This window comes from Rhodococcus sp. C-2 (assembly GCF_027854095.1).
In the GTDB taxonomy this organism is placed as follows: Bacteria; Actinomycetota; Actinomycetes; order Mycobacteriales; family Mycobacteriaceae; genus Rhodococcus_F; species Rhodococcus_F qingshengii.
In genome coordinates this window covers 333,781-351,504 of record NZ_JAQGFI010000006.1, presented here as the reverse complement: position 1 = coordinate 351,504, position 17,724 = coordinate 333,781, and the positions used below count along the sequence as shown (strand labels likewise).

Annotated in this window: 16 protein-coding genes; 9 read left to right on the top strand and 7 right to left on the bottom strand. The window is 62.7% G+C overall.

The features are described from left to right. Positions 1-61: 61 nt before the first annotated feature. Together serC and PCS43_RS15540 are read right to left on the bottom strand one after the other, a co-directional pair. Positions 62-1,183, bottom strand: a complete 1,122-nt coding sequence (gene serC, locus PCS43_RS15545) for a phosphoserine transaminase (RefSeq protein ID WP_007733484.1) — start codon at positions 1,181-1,183, stop codon at positions 62-64. Positions 1,184-1,246: 63 nt separating this feature from the next. Beyond that, positions 1,247-2,374, bottom strand: a complete 1,128-nt coding sequence (locus PCS43_RS15540; protein WP_270923065.1) for a citrate synthase 2 — start codon at positions 2,372-2,374, stop codon at positions 1,247-1,249. A 245-nt stretch (positions 2,375-2,619) separates the two neighbouring features. On the opposite strand from PCS43_RS15540, the gene pdxH reads away from it, so the two are divergent. The 5 genes from pdxH (at position 2,620) to PCS43_RS15515 (ending at position 7,674) form a co-directional block, all read left to right on the top strand. Then, positions 2,620-3,333: a pyridoxamine 5'-phosphate oxidase gene (gene pdxH, locus PCS43_RS15535; protein ID WP_042921683.1), complete on the top strand. Its 714-nt coding sequence runs from the start codon at positions 2,620-2,622 to the stop codon at positions 3,331-3,333. After that, positions 3,330-4,595, top strand: coding sequence for an MFS transporter (locus tag PCS43_RS15530; RefSeq protein ID WP_021332219.1), 1,266 nt, complete (start codon positions 3,330-3,332; stop codon positions 4,593-4,595). Before pdxH ends, PCS43_RS15530 begins: the two co-directional genes overlap by 4 nt. Positions 4,596-4,636: 41 nt before the next feature. After that, positions 4,637-5,584: an aldose 1-epimerase family protein gene (locus PCS43_RS15525; RefSeq protein WP_003939677.1), complete on the top strand. Its 948-nt coding sequence runs from the start codon at positions 4,637-4,639 to the stop codon at positions 5,582-5,584. A 358-nt stretch (positions 5,585-5,942) separates the two neighbouring features. Continuing rightward, positions 5,943-7,241, top strand: a complete 1,299-nt coding sequence (locus PCS43_RS15520) for a citrate synthase (RefSeq protein ID WP_003940509.1) — start codon at positions 5,943-5,945, stop codon at positions 7,239-7,241. A 70-nt stretch (positions 7,242-7,311) separates the two neighbouring features. Further along, positions 7,312-7,674 (top strand): FKBP-type peptidyl-prolyl cis-trans isomerase, encoded by a 363-nt coding sequence (locus tag PCS43_RS15515; RefSeq protein ID WP_003940440.1) that lies wholly within the window; start codon positions 7,312-7,314, stop codon positions 7,672-7,674. A gap of 92 nt (positions 7,675-7,766) precedes the next feature. Here the strand turns inward: PCS43_RS15515 and PCS43_RS15510 are convergent, their stop codons facing one another. Together PCS43_RS15510 and PCS43_RS15505 are read right to left on the bottom strand one after the other, a co-directional pair. Continuing rightward, positions 7,767-8,528: an ABC transporter permease gene (locus PCS43_RS15510; protein WP_209909651.1), complete on the bottom strand. Its 762-nt coding sequence runs from the start codon at positions 8,526-8,528 to the stop codon at positions 7,767-7,769. After that, complete coding sequence (locus PCS43_RS15505) at positions 8,525-9,478, bottom strand: ATP-binding cassette domain-containing protein (RefSeq protein WP_007733477.1); 954 nt, start codon at positions 9,476-9,478, stop codon at positions 8,525-8,527. Before PCS43_RS15505 ends, PCS43_RS15510 begins: the two co-directional genes overlap by 4 nt. A gap of 93 nt (positions 9,479-9,571) precedes the next feature. On the opposite strand from PCS43_RS15505, the gene PCS43_RS15500 reads away from it, so the two are divergent. Then, the gene (locus PCS43_RS15500; protein ID WP_007733476.1) at positions 9,572-10,375 is read left to right on the top strand and encodes a TetR/AcrR family transcriptional regulator; all 804 of its coding nucleotides are present in this window, start codon (positions 9,572-9,574) and stop codon (positions 10,373-10,375) included. Here PCS43_RS15500 and PCS43_RS15495 read toward each other — a convergent pair. After that, positions 10,310-11,293, bottom strand: a complete 984-nt coding sequence (locus PCS43_RS15495; protein ID WP_007733475.1) for a sugar-binding transcriptional regulator — start codon at positions 11,291-11,293, stop codon at positions 10,310-10,312. The genes PCS43_RS15500 and PCS43_RS15495 overlap by 66 nt on opposite strands. A 239-nt stretch (positions 11,294-11,532) precedes the next feature. On the opposite strand from PCS43_RS15495, the gene PCS43_RS15490 reads away from it, so the two are divergent. From PCS43_RS15490 to PCS43_RS15480, 3 genes are all read left to right on the top strand, one after another. Then, positions 11,533-12,360: an MIP/aquaporin family protein gene (locus tag PCS43_RS15490; RefSeq protein WP_003940085.1), complete on the top strand. Its 828-nt coding sequence runs from the start codon at positions 11,533-11,535 to the stop codon at positions 12,358-12,360. 64 nt (positions 12,361-12,424) lie between these two features. After that, entirely contained in the window at positions 12,425-13,933 is a 1,509-nt protein-coding gene (gene glpK, locus PCS43_RS15485) for a glycerol kinase GlpK (RefSeq protein ID WP_007733474.1), read from the top strand. Between the two features lie 48 nt (positions 13,934-13,981). After that, a complete protein-coding gene (locus PCS43_RS15480; protein ID WP_007733473.1) occupies positions 13,982-15,697 on the top strand; it encodes a glycerol-3-phosphate dehydrogenase/oxidase in 1,716 nt (571 codons plus the stop codon). 67 nt (positions 15,698-15,764) lie between these two features. Here PCS43_RS15480 and PCS43_RS15475 read toward each other — a convergent pair whose 3' ends face one another. After that, the gene (locus tag PCS43_RS15475; protein WP_050654708.1) at positions 15,765-17,042 is read right to left on the bottom strand and encodes a sensor histidine kinase; all 1,278 of its coding nucleotides are present in this window, start codon (positions 17,040-17,042) and stop codon (positions 15,765-15,767) included. After that, positions 17,039-17,716 (bottom strand): response regulator transcription factor, encoded by a 678-nt coding sequence (locus PCS43_RS15470; protein ID WP_003939990.1) that lies wholly within the window; start codon positions 17,714-17,716, stop codon positions 17,039-17,041. Before PCS43_RS15470 ends, PCS43_RS15475 begins: the two co-directional genes overlap by 4 nt. Positions 17,717-17,724: the final 8 nt, after the last annotated feature.

Below are 17,724 nucleotides of genomic sequence, written 5' to 3'. Positions count from 1 at the left end.
GCAAACGACGCTCGGCCCCCGACGTCATGCCGGGGGCCGAGCGGTGAAGCAAATGTGAAAATCAGCCGAGCTGAGAAACGACCCAGTCGATGCTCTTGGTGAGAGCGGTGACGTCATCGGGGTCGATGGCCGGGAACATGCCGACGCGCAGCTGGTTGCGGCCGAGCTTGCGGTACGGCTCGGTATCGACGATTCCGTTGGCGCGCAGGATCTTTGCCACCTCGGCAGCGTCGACGTCGTCGTTGAAGTCGATGGTGCCGACAACCTGCGAGCGGTGTGCCGGATCAGCGACGAACGGCGTTGCGAACTCACTGGCCTCGGCCCAGTTGTACAGGCGCGAGGACGAATCCGCGGTGCGAGCGGTAGTCCAGTCGAGGCCGCCGTTGCTGTTCATCCACTCGATCTGGTTGGCGAAGAGCAAGAGGGTGGCCAGGGCCGGGGTGTTGTAGGTCTGATCCTTGGAGCTGTTGTCCACGGCGATGGGCAGCGAGAGGAAGTCAGGCGTCCAGCGTCCCGAATCCTTGATCTCCGCGACGCGCTCGAGGGCGGCCGGGCTCATCAGCGCGATCCACAGTCCGCCGTCTGCAGCGAAGCACTTCTGCGGAGCGAAGTAGTAGACGTCGGAATCGGCGACATTGACCGGAAGTCCGCCGGCGCCCGAGGTGGCGTCGATGGCGATCAGTGCGTTCTCCGAACCCGCGGGACGCGAGACGGGGATCGACACACCGGTGGAGGTCTCGTTGTGCGCCCAGCCGATGAGATCGACGGACGGGTCGGAGACCGGCACCGGTGCGCTGCCCGGATCGGCGGAAACGACGATCGGGTCACCGATGAACGGGTTGGCCTTGGCGACCGAAGCGAACTTGGAGCTGAATTCGCCGTTGGTCAGGTGCAGCGACTTCTCGCGGATGAGGCCGAATGCGGCCGCATCCCAGAACGCAGTGGTTCCGCCGTTGCCGAGGACGACCTCGTAGCCCTCGGGCAGTGAGAACAGATCGGCGAGGCCGGAACGAATGCTGGCCACAACGTTCTTGACCGGCTTCTGGCGATGGCTGGTGCCGAACACCGAAGCGCCCACCTCGACCAGGGACTGCAGCTGCTCGGGGCGAACCTTGGAAGGACCGCAGCCGAAGCGTCCGTCGGCGGGCTTGAGGTCGGCGGGGATGATCGGTGTGGAGGTCATCGCTTCTTTCTGTTCCTTCACTTGTGTTCTGTACTACCGTGATTGGCGAATTCGAGCGGGGTACTACGCGTGGCTGATCTGGTCCCAGCCCTCGACCGACTCCGGAGTACGGGGCGCCGGGCCGGTGTAGATGGCGGCCGGGCGTACCAGCTTACCGAGACGCTTCTGCTCGAGGATGTGTGCACACCAGCCGGCGGTGCGGCCACAGGTGAACATGGCGGGCATCATGTGCGCGGGAACCTCGGCGAAGTCGAGGATGACGGCGGCCCAGAACTCGACGTTGGTCTCGATCGCGCGATCGGGACGACGCTCACGCAGTTCTGCCAGTGCAGCCTGCTCGAGAGCTGCGGCAGCCTCGTAGCGGGGAGCGTTGAGGCGCTTGGCCGTGGCGCGGAGCACGCGTGCACGGGGATCTTCGGCGCGGTAGACGCGGTGTCCGAAGCCCATGAGCTTTTCCTTGCGGTCGAGGATTCCCTTGACCAGCGCGCGGGCGTCGCCGGTCTTCTCGGTCTCTTCGATCATCGGAAGAACGCGGGCCGGTGCGCCGCCGTGCAGCGGGCCGGACATCGCGCCGATGGCGCCGGAAAGCGAAGCCGCGACGTCGGCGCCCGTGGAGGCGATGACGCGGGCCGTGAAGGTGGAGGCGTTCATGCCGTGCTCGGCTGCCGAGACCCAGTACGCGTCGATTGCCTCGACGTGTGCCGGATCGGGCTCACCCTTCCAGCGAACCATGAAGCGTTCGGTGACGGTCTTGGCCTCGTCGATGCGGCTCTGCGGGACTGCCGGCTGGTAGATGCCGCGAGCGGACTGCGCGACGTACGACAGCGCCATGACGGATGCGCGGACGAGCTGGTCGCGGGCGGTCTCGTCATCGATGTCGAGGAGCGGCTGGTAGCCCCAGATGGGAGCCAGCATCGCCAGTCCGGCCTGAACGTCGACACGGACGTCGCCGGTGTGAATGGGGAGGGGGAACGGCTCGGCCGGCGGGAGGCCGGGGCCGAAGCGGCCGTCGACGAGAAGGGCCCATACGTTGCCGAAGGTGACCCTCTGGCCGACCAGGTCTTCGATGTCGACTCCGCGGTAGCGCAGTGCGCCGCCGTCCTTGTCGGGTTCTGCGATATCGCTGGTGAAGGCGACGACGCCTTCGAGTCCGCTCACAAAATCGTCCGGTATTGCTGCGCTCGCTGCCATTCTCGTGGACTCTCCTCGTTCGAGTGCGCCAGGTCTACAGTCGCACTGCCTCAGCTTCAGTGACTGCGCCTCGGTGCTCGCAGGGATGAGCACGCACCGTGTTTTGTACTGCGCAATCGTCTCGTCCCGATTCGGTTGCTGTCGCTGGTGCGGCTCGCGGTCCGGGTCGGGTCTAGCCACGGCAAACTTTAGCGCGTGCCGCGTAGCCGTTGGCCAGTGAGTACCCGGGAGTAGCGTTCTCGGCTGTGTCGAATGAACGTCAGGACCCGCAGGCGGTGGACAACGAACTCGCGGCCATGCGTGTGGGCTATCCGCAAGCAGGCAGCGAATCGGAGTCCGTCGAGGACCGCATGAGTGCGGAATTGGATACTTCGGTTGTCGAAACCGGTTGGCTGCCCCTCATGCGCCAATGGCTCGTGGACGCCGTCGAAGCTGACGCGCCGGAGCCCAACGCCATGACTCTGTCGACGGTGGACGACGTTGGCCGTCCGGCGTCGCGCACCGTGCTCTGCAAAGGGCTCAGCGAGGACGGCGTCCTCTTCTTCACCAACTACGGATCCGACAAGGCTCGTCACCTCGACGCCCACCCGTACGCGTCGGCGAACTTCACGTGGCTGACCCTTGCCAGGCAGGTGATCGTCCGCGGCACCACCGAGCGGGTGAGTGCTCAACTGACGCAGGAGTATTGGCGAACCAGGCCTCGCGGTTCACAGCTCGGCGCGTGGGCGTCGTCGCAGTCTCGTCCGATCGACTCGCGTGCCGATCTCGACGAGCAACTGCGTGAGGTCGCTGCTCGATTCGGCGTGGACGGTGAGATTCCGGTGCCACCGAACTGGGGCGGGATTCTGATTCGGCCCGAGTCTGTCGAGTTCTGGCAAGGACGCGCGAACCGCATGCACAATCGAGTTCGCACGAGCCTGGTCGACGGACAGTGGTCCGCCGTCCGTCTCCAGCCGTGAGCCGGCTACTCGCGGACACGACTCCGCTCGAGAATCGCGACTATCGACGGCTGTGGACGGCCGGCATCGTCACCGTCATCGGCGCTCAGCTCAGCGTGGTCGCCGTACCGCAACAGGTGTACGAGATCACCCGAAGCTCGGCCTACGTCGGTCTGACGGGAATCTTCGGTCTGGTCCCGCTGGTCGTTTTCGGTCTGTGGGGCGGCGCACTGGCCGACGTCATGGATCGACGACGGCTGTTGATGATCACCTCGATCGGACTCGGCGTCACGTCGGTACTGTTCTGGATCCAGGCTGCCCTGAACGTGAACAACGTGTGGTTGGTGCTCGGATTGTTCTCGGTTCAACAGGCGTTCTTCGCGGTGAACCAGCCGACGCGAGCGGCGATCATCCCTCGGTTGATTCCGGGCAGGCAGTTACCTGCCGCGAACTCGCTGAACATGACTGTCGTGCAGTTCGGTGCGATAGCCGGCCCGCTACTGGCGGGTGTCCTCATACCGTCGGCCGGTCTGCAACTGCTGTACCTGCTCGACTCGATCTTTCTTCTCGCCACACTGTGGGCGGTATGGAAGCTCCCGGCGATTCCGCCGACCGGAACGTCTCGGCGAGCCGGATTGAGCGAGGTCCTCGGCGGTTTCACGTATCTCGCGACGCAGAAGGTTCTGCTCGCGTCGTTCGTGGTGGACATCATCGCGATGGTGTTCGGGATGTCGCGAGCACTGTTCCCGGAGATCGCTCACGAATCCTTCGGTGACCCCGCCAGCGGCGGTTTTGCGCTGGGACTGCTGTTCGCGGCGATGTCGGTGGGAGCCGTTCTGGGCGGAGTCTTCTCGGGTTGGTTGCCACGGGTTCAGTACCAGGGGCGAGCCGTTCTGGTCTGCATCGCGCTGTGGGGGCTGTCCATGGTCGGCTTCGGCGTTGCCGTGTACTTCGCGAGTCCCGGTTCCAGTGTGATTCTGCTCTGGGTGGCGGTCGCATTCCTGGCATTCGGCGGAGCCGTCGACATGGTCTCGGCGGCTTTCCGCAGCACGATGCTCCAGCAAGTGGCAACCGACGACATGCGCGGACGACTGCAGGGCGTATTCATCGTGGTCGTGGCAGGTGGTCCGCGTATCGGTGACGTGCTGCACGGCGGTGCAGCCTTCCTGTTCGGGACCGGTGTCGCGGCAGCGGGCGGCGGCTTCCTGGTGATTGTCGGTGTTGTCCTTTCTGCCCTCGCATTTCCGGCATTCGTTCGCTACAAGGTGGGACGCGCCGTCTGACGTCCTGGTTAACCGGTCGCTCGTGGTGGAAACTGGTACGTATGACTGCGCCGCACAGCACGGGTAGGGGAGGGTTCGAGATCCGTGGTGGAGGCTATCGAGCCGAGATCGCCGCGGCCGGTGCCGGGTTGCGGCTACTCGATCACGAAGGACCGAACGGTCAGCGCGCGCTGACCGAGACCTGGGCACTCGGATCGAAGCCACCGCTGTCGGCCGGATTGGTTCTCGCGCCGTGGCCCAACCGAATTCGCGACGGGCACTTCATGTTCGACGGGATCGAGCATCAACTCGAGATCACCGAACCTGCGCTGGGGAACGCGAGCCACGGGTTCGTCCGGCGTCGCAATTGGAGCCTCGTGGACCACACGTACGAGCGCGTCGAACTGTCGGTCGACGTGGGACTTCACAAGGGTTGGCCCTATCCGTTGCAGCTGACGGTCGCCTACGAGGTCGGTGCCGACGGACTGACCGTCACGCACACGGCCACGAACAAGGGTGCGACCTCGTCGCCGTTCGGGCTCGGAATGCACACCTTCATTCGCGCCGGCGACTTTCCGCTCGACGAATGTGCTCTGCATCTGGCAGCAGGCACACGGTTGCCGATCGATCCGGCGAGGATGCTGCCGAACGCGTATTCGCAGGCAGTCGCCGGTACGGACTACGACTTCCGGACACCGAGACTGCTTGCCGGGGTGCAGTTGGACACTCCGTACAGCGCATTGGACGTCGTCGACGGCAGTGGTCGCACGCAACACGAGCTGCTGGCTCCGGATGGAACGGGCACTGCCCTGTGGACCAACCGCGAGTTCCCGTGGATTCAGGCCTTCATCGCAGATCCCGCCAACGACAAGGGGTATCCCGATCGCGGCCGCGCATTGGCTTTGGAGCCGATGACCTGCCCGCCTGACGCCTTCAACTCGGGCATCGATCTCCTGGTGCTTCATCCGGGTCAGACCTGGACGGGTAGCTGGGGCATCAAGGCGCTGTGATCCAGCTCTCATACCGTGGGATCGTGTAACACCAGGTAGGCATCAGCCGATAACAATCGGTTTTCGGTACCCCGTGTCAGTGGTCCGGAAGGTCCGACGTTGCTCCCGTTCTCGAATTGCAGCCGAGATTTGCAGATCAGTGTGGGTAAATGCGCGATTCCGTAGACTGGAGTACCGGTCACGCGAATGGGAAAGCCCAGACTGGAACATGTTTCAGTTTCGGTGGGTATGTCGGGTTCGTGAGTACCCGAAAAATAGCCGTGGAGCGACCCTCCTTCGGCACGATCTCTCCCGTGCGACTAGTTTCTAGTTGATCGCATGTAGTTACTCGTTGGTTCGAGCTTGAGAGGGATCCTTCGTGCCCGCTGACAATGACACAAAGCCCACGCTTACTTACCCCGGTGGTGAGTACACGATGTCCATTGCCAGGGCAACAGAGGGCAATGACGGCATCGAGCTGGGAAAGCTGCTGGCCACAACGGGGTACACCACCCTTGACCCCGGTTTTGTGAACACTGCATCCACCAGTTCTGCAATCACGTACATCGACGGTGAGAAGGGAATCCTGCGTTACCGCGGATATCCCATCGAGCAGTTGGCAGGTAAGTCGACGTTCATCGAGGTCAGCTACCTGCTGATCTACGGCGAACTGCCGACCGACGCCCAGCTCGAGTCCTTCACGGACCGCATCCGTCGACACACCCTGCTTCACGAGGACCTCAAGCGGTTCTTCGACGGATTCCCGCGCAACGCTCACCCGATGCCGGTTCTCTCGTCCGCAGTGAACGCATTGTCGGCGTACTACCAGGATTCGCTCGATCCCGAGGATCCGGAGCAGGTGGAACTGTCCACCATCCGTCTTCTCGCGAAGCTGCCGACCATCGCTGCGTACGCGTACAAGAAGTCCGTCGGACAGCCGTTCCTGTACCCGGACAACTCGTTGAACCTGGTCGAGAACTTCATGCGTATGACGTTCGGCTTCCCCGCCGAGCCGTACCAGGGTGATCCCGAGGTCGCCAAGGCACTCGACATGCTGCTGATCCTGCACGCCGACCACGAGCAGAACTGCTCCACGTCGACCGTGCGCATGGTCGGCTCGTCGGACGCCAACCTGTTCACCTCCGTCTCGGCCGGCATCAACGCACTGTGGGGTCCGCTGCACGGCGGCGCCAACCAGGCAGTGCTCGAGATGCTCGACGAGATCAAGGCCAGCGGCAGCACCGCAGCCGAGTTCGTCCGCAAGGTCAAGAACAAGGAAGACGGCGTGAAGCTCATGGGCTTCGGGCACCGCGTCTACCGCAACTACGATCCGCGCGCTGCGCTGGTCCGCGAAACCGCGCACACCATCCTCGCCAAGCTCGGCGGCGACGACGAACTGCTCAACATCGCAATGCAACTCGAAGAGGCCGCCCTCACGGACGACTACTTCATCGAGCGCAAGCTCTACCCGAACGTCGACTTCTACACCGGCCTCATCTACCGCGCGATGGGCTTCCCGCCGCGCATGTTCACGGTGCTGTTCGCCATGGGCCGTCTGCCCGGCTGGATTGCGCACTGGCGTGAAATGCACGAGGATCCGGCTACGAAGATCGGCCGCCCGCGCCAGATCTACACCGGCTACACCGAGCGTGACTACAGAGACATCACGTCCCGCTGACGCGTGACCTAGCGATATCACCACCCGCTAGTCTTCTGTACCCAACATTTCGCCTCAACGAGGAGGACCCATGAGTAGCAAGCCCGTAATCGAGTTCCAGGAAGGCCCCGCGCCGACCGATCTGGTCATCAAGGATCTGGTTGTCGGAGAAGGCGCCGAAGCCGTTCCCGGTGGCACCGTCGACGTTCACTACGTCGGTGTCGAGTTCGAGTCCGGCGAAGAGTTCGACTCTTCCTGGAGCCGTGGCGAGTCCATTCAGTTCCCGCTTCGTGGCCTGATCAAGGGCTGGCAGGACGGCATCCCGGGCATGAAGGTCGGCGGACGCCGTCAGCTCACCATTCCGCCGGAGCTGGCATACGGCCCCGCCGGTGCAGGGCACCAGCTTTCCGGCAAGACCTTGGTCTTCGTGATCGATCTGCTGGACGCCAAGTAATCCACTGTGCGCCTTTATTAACCCCCCGCGGTTAATAAAGGCGCACAGCACAAGCAGCCCCGCACCGTCAGGTGTGGGGCTTTCTTGTGTGGTCAGCTCGCGGTCTTTCGTCGGTAGAGCCAGTTGGACCACACGAATCCCACGGCGGCGATGCCCAGGCACCACGCGAGGGCGATGGCCGCGCTGTTCCCGATCGGCGTGCCCATCAGGAGTCCGCGCACAGTCTTGATGATCGGAGTCACCGGTTGGTGCCGGGCAAACCCCTGCAGCCAGGACGGCATGGTCTCAGCCGGTACGAAAGCAGTGCTGACGTAGGGCAGGAACATGATGGCGAAGGTGAATCCGCTTGCAGCCTCCGGGTTCTTGGCCAAGAGTCCCAAAGCTGTCGAGAGGTACGACATGGCAAAGACGAAGGCGACGATCACAGCGGCGACGCCGAGCCAGCGCAACGGATCGCTGGTCGGGCGAAATCCCATGATCAGCGCAACCACGACCACGATCGCCGTAGTCAGGACGTTGCGGACGACGCTGGCCAGTACATGACCGGTCAGGACCGACGGCGGAGATATCGCCAAGGTCCGGAAACGGTCGATGATCCCGTCCTTCATGTCGCTCGAGACGCTGACCGCGGTGGTCGAGGCGCCGAAACCGGCGCACAGAAGGATGATTCCGGGCACTACGTAGTCGATGTACTCGCTACCGGTGTTGATGGCGCCGCCGAAGACGTAGACGAACAGCAGCATGAGCATGACCGGAAGGGCTATCGCGGTGATCATCGAATCCGGACTGCGCAGAACGTGTTTGAGATTCCGGCGGAGCATCACCGCGGAATCGATTGCAATGGTGGAGGTCATCGAACGCTCGCAATCTCGGGTTGGCCTGATCCGGTGAGCGCGAAGAACACGTCGTCCAGATCCGGAGTGTGAACGGAGAACTTCTCGACGGTGATCGACGGATCGTCGATCGAGTCGAGGATCGCTTTGATCGACGGAACTGCCCCGTCGGAAGGGATGTGCAGGGTCAAGGTCTCGGCATTCGAATGCGCCTGCGGCAGTGACGCCGCGGCGAGTTCGAGTTGGGCCAGGTTCTCGAATTGCAGTGCGACGTGGCCGCCGGGAACAAGGCGTTTGAGTTCGTCCGGTGTTCCCTCGGCGACGATGCGGCCGCCGCTCAGCACGCCGACCGTATCGGCCAATTCGTCTGCCTCGTCGAGGTATTGGGTGGTGAGGAAGATGGTGACGCCTGACGCTGTGAGTCCTCGAACGATCGACCACATGTCGTGGCGGCTTCGCGGGTCCAGGCCGGTGGTGGGTTCGTCGAGAAAGACGACGTCCGGTCGGGCGACGAGGCTCATTGCGATGTCGAGTCGTCTGAGCATGCCGCCCGAGTAGTTGCCGGCGCGTTTGTCGCCGAAGTCCGTCAAAACGAACTGGTCGAGCAATTCCTCGGCACGGCGACGGGAGTTCTTCCGGCCCAGGTGATTCAGTTCGCCCAGTAGGGTGAGGTTCTCGAATCCGGTCAGCAAGGTGTCGACGGCTGCGTACTGCCCGGTCACGCTGATGCGCCGCCGAACGTTCTGTGGATCTCCGGGCAGTGAATGCCCCGCGACCATGACCTCGCCTCCGTCGAAGGGGATGAGGGTGGTGAGAATTCTTACGGCCGTGGTCTTTCCGGCGCCGTTTGCGCCGAGGAGGGCGTACACCGATCCGGCCGAGACCGCCAGGTCGAGTCCAGCCAGTACCTGTTGATCGCCGTAGCGCTTACGGAGTCCGCGGACCGAGATTGCGGGGATCGTTCCTGACATCGAGACCTCCAAGTAAGAACTGTGTATGTCATAAACTCGTGTTTATAGCGTACACAGTTCTAGGATGATGGCAAGAGTGAAGAGTGGGAGCTTATGGATCGCGGAGCGCTACCGAGAGCAGTTGAACTGGCCTGGGGACTGGACCAGCCGGGAACGCGGGGTCCGAAGAAGGGGCTCAGTCTCGAGCAAATTCTCGACACCGCGATCGAATTGGCCGACGCAGAAGGCGTCACCGCTCTGTCGATGGGCCGCGTGGCCAAAGCGCTCGGGTTCACGACCATGTCGCTCTACCGCTACGTGGCAAGCAAAGACGAACTGATCGAACTGATTTCGGATCGGGTGATCGGGCCGCCGCCGGTAATTCCCGACGGCGTGACCTGGCGCGTCAAGCTCGAGGCGTGGGCGAATCAGGAGTACGCCACGATGCTGAGTCGACCGTGGTGGCTCAAGCTGCCCATCACGGCTCCACCGACCGGGCCCAACAACATGGCGTGGCTCGACGCGGGTCTGAGCGCCCTCGACGGGGTCGCCCTGAGCGCCGCGTCGAAGTTCCAGGTGGTGACCAACGTGTCGTTGTTCGTCATCGGCCGCGCTCGATTCTCGGCTGACCTGGCGTCTCGTTCAGCGCAGTCGGCAGACGACGACGTCGCATACGGCGCTCTCATTGCTCGTGTCATCAATCGGGAGGGATTCCCCTACCTGAGTGCCGCAATCGAGGAAGGCGGCTTCGAGGACGGCAGCCCGGAGGGTGAGGCCGCCGGCGACGATGCCTTCGATTTCAGTTTCTCGCTTGGCTTACTTCTCGACGGAATCGAGAAGCTGGTGCAGCGGTCAGGACACCAGCGCGGTGGCGCTGACGTCGTCGATGATCAGATCGGTGATCAGCCCGCCCCGTAGTGCTCCCTCCAGGGCCGGCAGTTTTGCTGTTCCGGCGACGATGCACACGCGCCTGGCGACCTTCTCGAAAAGGTCCAGTCGCGGGCCGCTCGCGCGCTCGTTGAGTTCGATTCCGCGGTAGCTCCCGTCCGACCGGAAGAAGACGGTTGCGATGTCGCCGACCACTCCGTCGCGTCGAAGTGCTTCTGCTTCATCGGGTTCGAGGTATCCGGCGGTGTAGACGTGACTCGGTACGTTGCCGCCTGGTACGCCGATGCTGAAGACTGCCAGGTCCATTCGCTTCTGCATGTCCAAGACGCGTTTGATGCTTCGTTCGCGCCACAGTTGCTCCCGAGTTTCCGGGTAGTCGAAGAAGGCAGGCACCGGAAATCCTTGTGGCAGAGCACCGTAGGCGTCGGCGATGGTTCTGATGATGTCGCTGGCGTAAGAGATTCCGGTGGTGCGAGTATTCGCGGCGCCGTTGAGTTGCACGACGTACGAGTTGTACGTGCGTTTGGGGGCAAGGTGCTTGCTGACTTCACTGAGTGTGGTTCCCCAGGCGATCCCCATCACCATGTCGCTGTCGAAGAACGACGCCAGCAGGCGTCCGGCAAAGGTTGCGACCTTTTCGAGTCGCTCGAGATCTCCCACCAGTTCCGGCACGGTCACCACGTGGGCGCGCACTCCGTACCGTTCCGAGAACTCGCGTTCGATGCGAGGAGCCTGGCCGTGCGGGGTGCTGATCTTGATCTCGACGAGACCCGAGGTGCGCGCGTAGGTGATCAATCGGGAGACGGTGGATCGGGACACCCCCATGTCGCGGCCGATGGCAGCCATGGTCTGGTCCTGGAAGTAGTAGAGGCGTGCGGCCTGAACTGCGTCGGCGATGCGCGGGTCCGCCGGATCGGAGGTAGCGGAGTCCGAAGTGGGAGTTTCCATGGGTTCGTCCTGTCTGCACGTACGTGCAAGAGCATTGAACCGAATCTTATCCGAGTAGGCCCAGGCTGAGGCGCTCGATCACGCAAAGTCCCAGAAGTGTGTCTGTTACCCGCGTTACGGTGCGCAAATGGGGCATTTGCACATATGTGCACGAGCTATGCGTGAATGTGCAAACGGCCTTACGCTACGGGTGCAGCAATCCAAACTATGACATGCATCACAACGAAGTGAGGGTGGGGATGGAGAAAGCCAAGCGATTAGGGCTTCCAGGCGAGTTGGCAGCCGAGTTCGCCGGAACGATGATCTTGATCTTGTTCGGCGTCGGAGTTGTGGCGCAGGTTGTGTCCGGCGGGAGCGGTGGGGGTCTCGGCGGACACGACAGTATCGCGTGGGCCTGGGGACTCGGCGTCATGTTCGGCATCTATGTCGCAGGCCGGGTGACGGGTGCTCATCTGAACCCCGCAGTGACCTTCGCCTTTGCGATCTTCCGGGGATTCTCCTGGCGCAAGGTCCTGCCCTACACGCTGGCGCAGACCGCTGGAGCCTTTGTCGCGGCCCTGATCGTCCGGTGGAATTACAACGACATGCTCAATGCCATCGATCCCGGACACACAACGGCGACTCAGACGATCTTCTCGACGATGCCCGGAAACGGAACGCTCCCGGTCAGTCTGGGATCAGCGCTGATAGATCAGATCATCGGCACGGCGATCCTGTTGTTCCTCATCGTTGCGGTGACCGATACTCGGGGAACTCCGCCGCTCGCGAATCTTGCGCCCTTCGTCGTCGGTTTGATCGTGGTGGCAATCGGATTCGCATGGGCGACCAACGCGGGTTACGCCATCAATCCGGCCCGTGACTTCGGTCCGCGGCTGGCGTCGTATCTCACCGGTTACGGCAGCGCCTGGCGAGATCAGTACGGGAGCCTGTATTTCTGGGTGCCCATCGTGGGGCCGCTGATCGGCGCTCCGATCGGGGTGTTCCTCTACGACAAGCTGATTGGTCGATTCCTGCCTGACGAGTCGGTGGAGAAGGCAGCCGAGGAGCCGGCCACGATACCGGCCTGATGGCGAATCATCATCTCTGACAGTAAATCTTTCGCACTTTCTTCGACACCAAAGGGGTAGCACGATGGCGCAGTTCGTAGCCGCGATAGACCAGGGAACCACCTCCACGCGATGCATGATCTTCGATCACAGTGGGCACGTAGTCGCTGTCGAACAGCACGAGCACACACAGATCTTTCCGCAGGCAGGCTGGGTCGAACACGATCCGATCGAAATTTGGGACAACGTCCGCAACGTCACCGCGGGCGCCTTGGCCAACGCAGATCTGACCGCGGCCGACATCGCATCCGTCGGCATCACCAATCAGCGTGAGACGGCAGTGGTCTGGGAACGAGCAACCGGAAAGCCCGTTTACAACGCCATCGTCTGGCAGGACACACGCACCGATCGAATCTGTACTGCACTCGCCGGCGAAGACGGCCCCAGGAAGTACACCGAAGTCACCGGATTGCCGTTGGCCACGTACTTTTCGGGCCCCAAGGTCAAGTGGATTCTCGACAACGTCGAGGGCTCGCGTGAGAAGGCCGAAGCAGGCGAGTTGTGCTTCGGCACGATGGACACCTGGGTGCTGTGGAACATGACCGGCGGCGTCGACGGCGGAGTGCACGCTACCGACCCCACCAACGCGTCGCGCACCCTGTTGATGGATCTCGACACTCTCGCTTGGGATTCGGCGATCTGCGCCGACATGGGCATCCCCGAATCGATGCTCCCCGAGATTCGCAGCTCGTCCGAAACTTTCGGATTCGTGCGCGAACGCGGAACGTTGTCCGGCGTGCCGATCGCCGGAATCCTCGGCGATCAGCAAGCAGCGACTTTCGGTCAGGCCTGCCTCTCGCCCGGAGAAGCGAAGAACACCTACGGAACCGGCAACTTCGTGCTCCTCAACACCGGCACCGAAAAGGTGATGAGCAAGAACGGCTTGTTGACGACGGTCTGTTACAAGATCGGTGAGCAGCCAACGGTTTACGCACTGGAAGGATCGATCGCCGTGACCGGTTCGCTGGTCCAGTGGCTTCGAGACAACCTCGGCATGATCGACAACGCGGCCGACATCGAGGTGAACGCGCGCTCTGTGGACGACAACGGTGGCGCGTACTTCGTGCCCGCGTTCTCGGGCCTGTTTGCACCGCATTGGCGCGCGGATGCACGCGGTGCGATCGTCGGTCTGACAAGGTTCGTGAACAAGGGGCACCTTGCCCGGGCGGTGCTCGAAGCGACTGCGTACCAGAGTCGTGAGGTGATCGAGGCGATGAACCTCGACTCGGGTGTCGACTTGAAGGTTCTCAAGGTCGACGGCGGAATGGTCGCGAACGAACTCCTCATGCAATTCCAGGCCGATCTGCTCGACGTCGAGGTGATCCGCCCTGTCGTTGCGGAGACCACGGCATTGGGCGCTGCGTACGCCGCTGGTCTCGCGGTCGGGTACTGGGAGAGCGAGGACGACATTCGCAGCAACTGGGCGAAGGACAAGAGCTGGACGCCGTCGATGGATTCGGCCGAGCGTGAGCGCCTGTATGCAGGCTGGCAGAAAGCCGTCACTCGGACACTCGACTGGGTCGACGCAGACTGATCGCGGCGCCCCCATTTCTACCTATTTTCAAGTGAAGGAACAGTTTTCATGAGCACAGCACAAGCATTGAGTCCGTCCTCGCGGGCGGAGTCGCTGAAGAAGTTGGAAGAAACCGAACTCGACGTCCTCGTTATCGGCGGTGGCGTGGTCGGAGCGGGTAGCGCGCTCGACGCCGCAACTCGCGGTCTGAAGGTGGGCTTGGTGGAGGCTCGTGACTTCGCGTCCGGAACCTCGAGCAGGTCGAGCAAGCTGTTCCACGGCGGACTGCGTTACCTCGAGCAGTTCAATTTTGCGCTCGTGTTCGAGGCACTGCGTGAGCGGTCGCTGGTTCTGAATTCGCTGTGCCCGCATCTCGCGAAGCCGGTGCCGTTCATCTACCCACTCGAGAAGTTGATCGACCGGCCGTACGTCGGTCTGGGCATCGGCGTCTACGACGTGATGGGCGCAGGCCGCGGGGTTCCCTCACACCACAAGCATGTGGGCAAGAAGAAGACTCTCGAATCGTTCCCTTCCGGAAAGCGCTCTGCTATCCGGGGTTCGGTCAAGTTCTACGAGGGTCAGGTAGATGACGCCCGCCACACGATGATGCTGGCGCGCACGGCGGCCGAGTACGGCGCGCTGTGCGTCAACAGCACCCGCGTAATCGGCTTTCTCCGTGAGGAGGACCGCGTAGTCGGGGTGAAGGCCGTGGATCTGGAAACAGGTCGCGCGTTCGAGATCCGTGCTCGTCAGGTCATCAACGCCGCCGGTGTGTGGACTGACGAGATTCAGGAAATGGTAGGTGGTCGAGGACAATTCCAGGTTCGCGCTTCGAAAGGTGTGCATTTGGTCGTCCCGCGAAACCGCATCAACTCTGCGACCGGAATCATCACGCGGACCGAGAAGAGTCTGCTGTTCGTGATTCCGTGGGGAAGCCACTGGATCATCGGTACGACGGACACCGACTGGAACCTCGACCTCGCCCATCCGGCAGCGAGCCGAAGCGATATCGACTACATCCTCGGACATGTCAACAAGCTCCTTCAGGACGAGTTGACGCACGAGGACGTCGTCGGTGTGTACGCGGGGTTGCGTCCGTTGCTGTTCGGCGAATCGGATTCGACCAGCACTCTCTCGCGTGAGCATGCGGTGTCGAGTCCGGTCCGAGGTTTGACGGTGGTCGCCGGTGGCAAGTACACCACTTACCGCGTGATGGCCAAGGACGCTGTCGATTCCGCGGTGCACGGATTGGAACAGAAGGTGCCGAAGTCCTGCACCGAGCGTATCCAACTTGTGGGTGCCGACGGCTACTTTGCCGCGCACAACAATCGGCATCTCACCGCTGAGCGCACGGGACTGCACGTTTCGACCATCGAGCACCTACTGGGTCGGTACGGCACTCTGGCTGACGAGTTGTTCGAACTCGTCGAGGCGCGACCGGAACTGGGGCAGCCGTTGGACTCCGCCCCCGAGTACCTCAAGGCGGAGGTCCACTACGCTGCGAGCCATGAGGGTGCACAGCATCTCGACGACATCCTTACCCGTCGTACCCGCATCTCCATCGAGGTTACCGATCGCGGCGACGCGGCAGCAGCGGAAGTAGCCGAACTGGTTGCGCCGGTGCTGGGTTGGACTCCCGAGCACATTGCCGAGGAGATCGAACACTACCGGTTGCGTGTCGCAGCCGAGCGGGAATCTCAGGAGCAGCCCGATGACCTGACCGCTGATGCGGCGCGCCTCGGTGCACCGGACGTTCGCACCGGAGTCGCTGTCGGACAGGTTTGAGTCCGAGACACCACCAATGATCGGCCGGGACCCTGTGTCCCGGCCGATCGACCGAACTGCCTCGGTGTCAATCGAACTCGTCTGCCGAACATTCGGGGAGGTCGATCGTCACCACCGCGCCCCCGTTCGGATGGTTCGCGAAGTCGATACGAGCGCCGATGACCGCCGCTTGTCCCACTACGATCGTCAAGCCGAGGCCCAGGCCCGAGTTCGGGCCGCGTTCGACGGAGTTGGTCTGAAATCTCTTCGGCCCCTGGCGAAGCCACTCTTCAGTGAACCCGACGCCCCGATCCCGGACCGTGATGCGGGAGTGGTCGACGTGGACATTGATCGGCGACTTTCCGTGATTGCGAGCATTCAAGATCAGGTTGGCGATGATCCGCTCCAGTCTGCGCGCGTCGGTGTACGACACGGGGGTGCCGTGAACACTCACTTCACACTCGACTCCTGTGGTGGAAATCGCGTGACGCACCACCGGTGCCAGTTCCACCGATTGGATGTCAGCCTGCTCGGAGGTGGTGTCGAGGCGTGCTACTTCGATGACGTCCTCGGCGAGCCTCCTGAGTTTATGGACGCCGTCGCGCACCAATTCGGTTGGCCTACCGGGTGGCAGGAGCTCTGCGGCGCCGACCAGTCCGGAGATGGGTGTTCTGAGATCGTGCGCGATGTTGGCTGTCACGCGCTTCTCGGCGTCCAATTGTCCCCGTAGAGCATCGGACATCGCGTCGACCGCATCCGCCAGCTCGGTGATCTCGTCGTCGAAAAGCGACCAGGTGACCGAGCGGACGCGGATGTCCGCTCCGGTAGACACTTTGCGAGCCGCACGGGCGGCCGAGCGCAATCGATACGACATCGCGAGTCCAAGCAGAACACCCAGGACGGCACCCGCTGCGATCACTGCGATGGTGGCGTTGCGAAGTGTCCGATCGACGCTGGCGATCGATTCCCGCTGCGCGGTGTACGGGACGCGAATCGCCACCACCTGAGTGTTGACGTCGGCAGCAGCCCAGACAAATGGCTGGTCCCCGCTGTCGACAAGGTAGGTGGCACGTTTGCCGCCCGCCACGGCCTGACGCAACTCTTCCGGAACGTCGAGACCATCTGTGGTGGCGCGGAACAGTGCACGCATGCTGCCCGTTTCGTCCTGCAGCACCAGTTGGAGATTGCGATCAGCTGCCGCCCGCGCTGCATCCTCTTGGTTGTGTGAAAAGGTTTGATGCATCACGGTACTGAGCGTGATCGAGGCGACGGCGATCACGAACGTGATGGCCGCCGCGATCTTCCACTGAAAAGACAACCGCCTCCCGGTGGACGGGAGCTTGGCGGCGAGATCCCGCGATCTCACCGATGGTTGTCCATCGTGTAGCCGAACCCCCGGACGGTCCGGATCTGTTCGGAGCCGATCTTCGTGCGCAATCGCTGAACGTGAACGTCGACGATGCGCGTATCGCCGCCCCAGTCGTAATCCCAGACGTCCGAGAGCAGTTCGGAGCGAGACCAGACTTTGCGCGGCACACTCACCATGACCAGGAGCAGCTTCATTTCGGTGGGCGTGAGAGCCACTTCGGCGCCCGAACGCGTGACGGTCACCAACTCGCGATCGATCTCCAGATCGCCGAGAGTCACGATGTCTTTCTCCGTACCGGAATGGGATTCGACCCGCCGGAGCACACTTCGGATACGGGCCACCAGGACACCGCTGTCGAAGGGCTTGGTGACGTAGTCGTCGGCACCGGCTTCCAATCCGAGAACGATGTCGACCGGGTCGTCGCGCGCGGACAGCATGATGACCGGCACCGACAGTTCCTCACGAATGCGCCGGCACAGGCTGATTCCGTTCAGGTCGGGAAGCATCACGTCGAGGACGGCGATATCCGGCTTGGCGTCGACCGCCATATCCATTCCGGTCAACCCACCCGATGCGGTGATCACCCGAAACCCGTTGCGTTCGAGATTCAATTGCGTTGCTTCGCGGATGACAGCGTCGTCTTCGACCAGCAAAATCAACGGATCGGTCATCGGCCTTC